Here is a 4,948-nt window from a genome sequence, read left to right as displayed (position 1 = left end):
CATTGGAATTCATTCCTATTCCGTCGTCTTCGATAGAAATATGAAGCTTATCGTTCGCTTTGCTTACTTCCATGGAAACGTGTGTACCTGGAGGATTATGAATGATAGCATTAATCAAAAAATTCTGGAGCGCTCTGCCTAATAATTTACTATCGAAGGGCATAATACATGCCGCGTCCATTGACGTAAAAGAAAATTCGTATTGCTCGGCTGAAGGATGGTTAGCGATATCTATGACTGTACTACGGAGAAACTCCACAATGTCCTTCTTCTCCAATTGGATTGGCAATGGACCTTCCTTAAGCTGCATAGAAGCATTCAAATCCTGAATCAACTGCTTCATTTCCGTCACTTTCTCACTGATACCCATACTAAAGCTTCTTCTTTCTTCATCAGACCAGTCATACTCTTGAGCAGTCAGCATGACCGCATATCCTTCAATATAAGATAATGGTGTTTTCAGATCATGGCTTACACCTGCTACCCACTGCTGTTTTCGTTTCTCTAATTCCACTCTCTCTTCCTCATTGCTGCGCAATTGAGCCGATAAGATGTTCATTTGTTCAAAAACTTCTTTATACAATTGATACGGAGGTTTATAACTATTTTTCTGATTTTTTTTGCCCTCCGGCAGTTCCAGTTCACTTAGCGGCGCTTGAAATTCCCCTGTCGCAATATTTCCAATCCATTTAATTACATACACCAAAGGTTTGCCTATATACCATCCGTAGGCAGCTATGAACACAACACTCTGCACGATACCAAGTCCTGTCCAGAATAAATCAATATTTATATTTTGAGATGCTCCAAATATACTTTTTATAAAAATATATAAGATCGTGCAAATAACAAAACATAGGACATAGGCCAGTACAAAGCATAACGTTACTTTCATAAAGCGAAAGGACATCTTAACCAGAGAGTTCATTCTTGCTCCCCCATCTTGACTGACATCATTTTATAACCAAGCCCTCTTACATTGATTAAAAATTGCGGGTGCTTGGGGTCAGGTTCTATTTTTTTCCGCAAACGGGAGATATGAATCACTACGGTCTTCTCATCACCCAAGAAGGCCTCGCTCCATATCGTCTCATAAAGCTGCCGTACACTGAAAATACGGTTAGGATGCTTGCACAAAAAAACCAGCAGTAGCCATTCACGTGCCGGACAATCGACCTGCTTGTCCTCCACATACAATACACCGGATTCCAGTTCCAGACGAAAATATCCAAAATCTAAAGTGCGTAAGGTCGGTTTCATGGCCACTGTCGAAACTTTCCGATATTTCATTCGAGCTTTCATACGCGCAACGACTTCCAGCGGGTTAAACGGTTTGGTAATATAATCGTCCCCTCCGATACCAAACCCCATTAATTTGTCTAGGTCTGTATCTCTTGCCGTCAAAAAAAGAATAGGGGCATCCGTATATAGACGCATTTGACGACACACCTCAAACCCATCGTTATCAGGCAGCATAACATCAAGTACAATCACATCCACATGAGATTCCATCACGACTTGCAGCGCTTCCCGACCCGTTGCAGCATGCTTGACTTGAAGGAATCCTTCTTTTTTTAACACCGTTGTCAGCATATCCCGCAACCCCTGCTCATCGTCTACTATAAGTACTGCAATTTCTTCCATAACCCAAGGTTCTCCATTCTTTTTTTACATTTTTTACTTTCATTATAAAAGCAAACGGGCAGAATTTAAATCGAGTTCCATCACATATCGTTCATCCCCGTGAATATACTTAATAACCAACAAGGCCAAACTGTGCCGTGTATCCACTTGGGGGGTGCCTAATAATGCCGGAACCACGCCAGCCATATTCATTCGTCGTATCCCGCGAAGATTGGTCGCTGCATCGCAAAGGGTACCAGGACCAGCAACGTCATCAGCAGAAGGTCAAAGATGTCATTAAGCAAAATCTACCCGATCTGATAACGGAAGAAAATATTATTATGTCGGACGGTCAACAGATTATTAAAGTGCCGATTCGCAGTCTGGATGAATATCGCTTCATTTATAACTATCAAAAGCAAAAGCATGTAGGCCAAGGAGATGGCGACAGTCAGGTGGGGGATGTCATTGGACGTGATCCTGCTTCCCAGAAGCCAGGTAAAGGTGAGAAAGCCGGCGACCAGCCGGGACACGATATAATGGAAACGGAAGTCAGCATAGAAGAACTGGAAGATATGCTGTTTGAGGAAATGGAATTGCCGAATTTACAGCAAAAAGACAAGGATCAAATTGAGGTTGAATCTATCGTATTTAATGATATACGTAAAAAAGGCATGCAAGCGAACATTGACAAGAAACGAACCATTCTCGAAAATCTGCGCCGCAACGCCCGTGAGGGGAAACCGGGCATTCATCATATTAGTCCGGACGATCTTCGCTACAAAACATGGGAAGAGAAGACCATTCCCCAATCCAACGCGGTGATTATAGCCATGATGGACACATCAGGCTCGATGGGCTCTTTTGAAAAATATTGCGCTCGCAGCTTCTTTTTCTGGATGACCCGCTTTTTGCGCCGTCAGTATGAAAAGGTGGAAATTGTCTTTCTCGCGCATCATACCGAGGCTAAAGAGGTTACGGAAGAAGAATTTTTTACCCGCGGAGAAAGTGGCGGCACGATCTGCTCTTCCGCTTATTTGAAAGCACTGGAGATTATCGACAAACGATATCCTCCTTCCAGCTACAATATTTATCCCTTCCATTTCTCGGATGGCGATAACCTGACCTCGGACAATGAGCGGTGTGTGAAGCTAATCGAGGAACTTATAAAGCGGAGCAATATGTTCGGCTATGGAGAAGTGAATCAATATAATCGCAGCAGCACGCTGATGTCAGCCTACAAGAATATTAAAAAGGATCAGTTTATGTACTATGTCATCAAGGAAAAAGGTGAGGTATACCAAGCCTTACGTACCTTTTTTCGCAAACGGGAAGGGGGATCGGTGGGATGAGTACCGACCAGAAGGAGCTAGAATATGCGATATCAGAAATTATGGAGATTGCCGATGGATTCGGGCTCGATTACTACCCGATGCGGTATGAGATTTGTCCGGCGGATATTGTATACACGTTCGGAGCCTATGGTATGCCCACGCGCTTCAGCCACTGGAGTTTTGGAAAAACATTTCACAAGATGAAAATGCAGTACGATTTTGGATTGAGCAAAATCTATGAGCTGGTCATTAACTCCAATCCCTGCTATGCCTTCCTGCTGGAAGGAAATTCTTTGGTGCAAAATAAACTGATTGTCGCCCATGTACTGGCACACTGTGATTTTTTCAAACACAACGCTCGCTTCTCAGCTTCTAATCGCAATATGGTAGAGAGTATGTCGGCCACAGCAGATCGAATCAACAGCTATGAAATGGAATACGGGTCAGAGGCTGTGGAATCCTTCATTGACTCTGTACTGGCGATACAAGAGCATGTAGACCCACAGATCATCAAACCAAGGCATCTGGATAAACAGCGTTACATGGAGCTCAAAATTCGGGAGCAGAAAGAACCTGGAAAACGCCAGCGTCCCCCTGGACCTTACGATGATCTGTGGTCACTGGACACAGTGAAGCAGCATAATCCCGCCGAGACCGAGGGCATCAAGATACGCCAGTTTCCACCGGAACCTGAAAAAGATATCGTCTGGTTTATTCAGGAATTCTCGGAGGTACTGGAGGACTGGCAGCGGGATATTATGACGATGCTACGGGACGAAATGCTGTATTTCTGGCCTCAAATGGAGACCAAAATCATGAATGAAGGCTGGGCCTCCTATTGGCACCAGCGGATTGTAAGGGAACTAGATTTGACCGGGGAGGAAACCGTTGAATTTGCGATGCTGAACGCTTCTGTCGTACAGCCTTCCAAGCAAAGCCTGAACCCGTACTATTTGGGACTGAAAATATTTGAGGATATTGAAAAACGATGGGATAACCCAACCCGTGAGGAGCAAGAGCGACAAGGACGCAAACCGGGCGAAGGACGCGCTAAAATGTTCGAGGTACGAGAGTTCGACTCAGACACCTCTTTTATACGCAATTACATGACCAAGAAACTGACAGAGGATTTGGATCTGTACGTGTTTGAGAAACGGGGACCCGATTGGAAAATTACCGATAAATCCTGGGAAAACATACGGGATCAGCTCGTGTTTTCACGTGTGAATGGAGGCTCCCCTTATATCGTCGTCGAGGATGGAGATTACCTGCATACGGGCGAGTTGAAGCTCAAGCACCAGTACGAAGGCATTGAGCTGGATTTAAAATATATGGAGCGCACACTTCCGTATGTATATCAGCTGTGGGGGCGCACCGTTCATTTGGAAACATTGATTGAGGGAAAGCTCGCCTTATTCTCATATGACGGTAAGAAACATCATCGTAAGTTTGTATAGTCATACAAAATCAAATAGCCAGCCTAATTTAAAAAAGGGGCATTCCTAAAAAGGATATGCGCCTTTTTTTACTATTTCATACAACCTTAAGCGACCTTCGTTTCTTGCCAATTTCAGGACACCTGTTTCGTTTTGGATCAGGGGTGTATTATACTAATATGATAAATGACCCATGGGTCATAATTGAGAAGCAGAACAAGGAGCGTTGATATAGATGAACACCCATCCCAGCTTTCGTGAAGTTCGTGAAAGTGATCAGCAGGTATTCCCGATTGCCTGGTACGCCGTTGGCTGGTCCAAGGAGCTAAAAAATAAACCGCTTAAAAAGCGACTGCTTGGCAAAGATATTGTCCTGTACCGTGATGATCATCGTCAGGTACATGCCATCCATGCTTATTGCCCGCACCGAGGAGCTGATTTATCGCTCGGCTATTGTCAAAGCGGGCACATCACATGCCCATATCATGCATGGTCTTTCGATGAGAGTGGGCAGTGTGTGGATATTCCCGCACACCCGGGACGGGCTATTCCTGA

5 protein-coding genes are annotated in these 4,948 nt (G+C 44.4%); 3 read left to right on the top strand and 2 right to left on the bottom strand.

The window, feature by feature from the left end:
• Both GRP75_RS19145 and GRP75_RS19140 read right to left on the bottom strand, forming a co-directional pair.
• Positions 1-928 (bottom strand): sensor histidine kinase (locus tag GRP75_RS19145; protein ID WP_160790072.1); only part of this gene is annotated, 928 nt, incomplete at its 3' end.
• The gene (locus GRP75_RS19140; RefSeq protein ID WP_160790071.1) at positions 925-1,644 is read right to left on the bottom strand and encodes a response regulator transcription factor; all 720 of its coding nucleotides are present in this window, start codon (positions 1,642-1,644) and stop codon (positions 925-927) included. The genes GRP75_RS19145 and GRP75_RS19140, both read right to left, overlap by 4 nt.
• Positions 1,645-1,808: 164 nt before the next feature.
• Here GRP75_RS19140 and yhbH point away from each other — a divergent pair, with 164 nt between their 5' ends.
• The 3 genes from yhbH to GRP75_RS19125 form a co-directional block, all read left to right on the top strand.
• A complete protein-coding gene (gene yhbH / locus GRP75_RS19135; RefSeq protein WP_023987828.1) occupies positions 1,809-2,975 on the top strand; it encodes a sporulation protein YhbH in 1,167 nt (388 codons plus the stop codon).
• Entirely contained in the window at positions 2,972-4,414 is a 1,443-nt protein-coding gene (locus GRP75_RS19130) for a SpoVR family protein (RefSeq protein ID WP_160790070.1), read from the top strand. The genes yhbH and GRP75_RS19130 overlap by 4 nt, the downstream gene beginning before the upstream one ends.
• 214 nt (positions 4,415-4,628) lie before the next feature.
• The coding region (locus GRP75_RS19125) for a Rieske (2Fe-2S) protein (protein ID WP_160790069.1) at positions 4,629-4,948 on the top strand (320 nt) is incomplete at its 3' end.

The organism is Paenibacillus sp. OT2-17, from assembly GCF_009827695.1.
Taxonomy (GTDB): Bacteria; Bacillota; Bacilli; order Paenibacillales; family Paenibacillaceae; genus Paenibacillus; species Paenibacillus polymyxa_B.
This window is presented reverse-complemented; position numbering and strand designations above follow the sequence as displayed.

Excerpts from the sequence above, each read along its gene's own strand:
- GRP75_RS19140 (WP_160790071.1), bottom strand. The coding sequence starts at position 1,644 with ATGGAAGAAATTGCAGTACTTATAGTAGACGATGAGCAGGGGTTGCGG.
- yhbH (WP_023987828.1), top strand. The coding sequence starts at position 1,809 with ATGCCGGAACCACGCCAGCCATATTCATTCGTCGTATCCCGCGAAGAT.
- GRP75_RS19130 (WP_160790070.1), top strand. The coding sequence starts at position 2,972 with ATGAGTACCGACCAGAAGGAGCTAGAATATGCGATATCAGAAATTATG.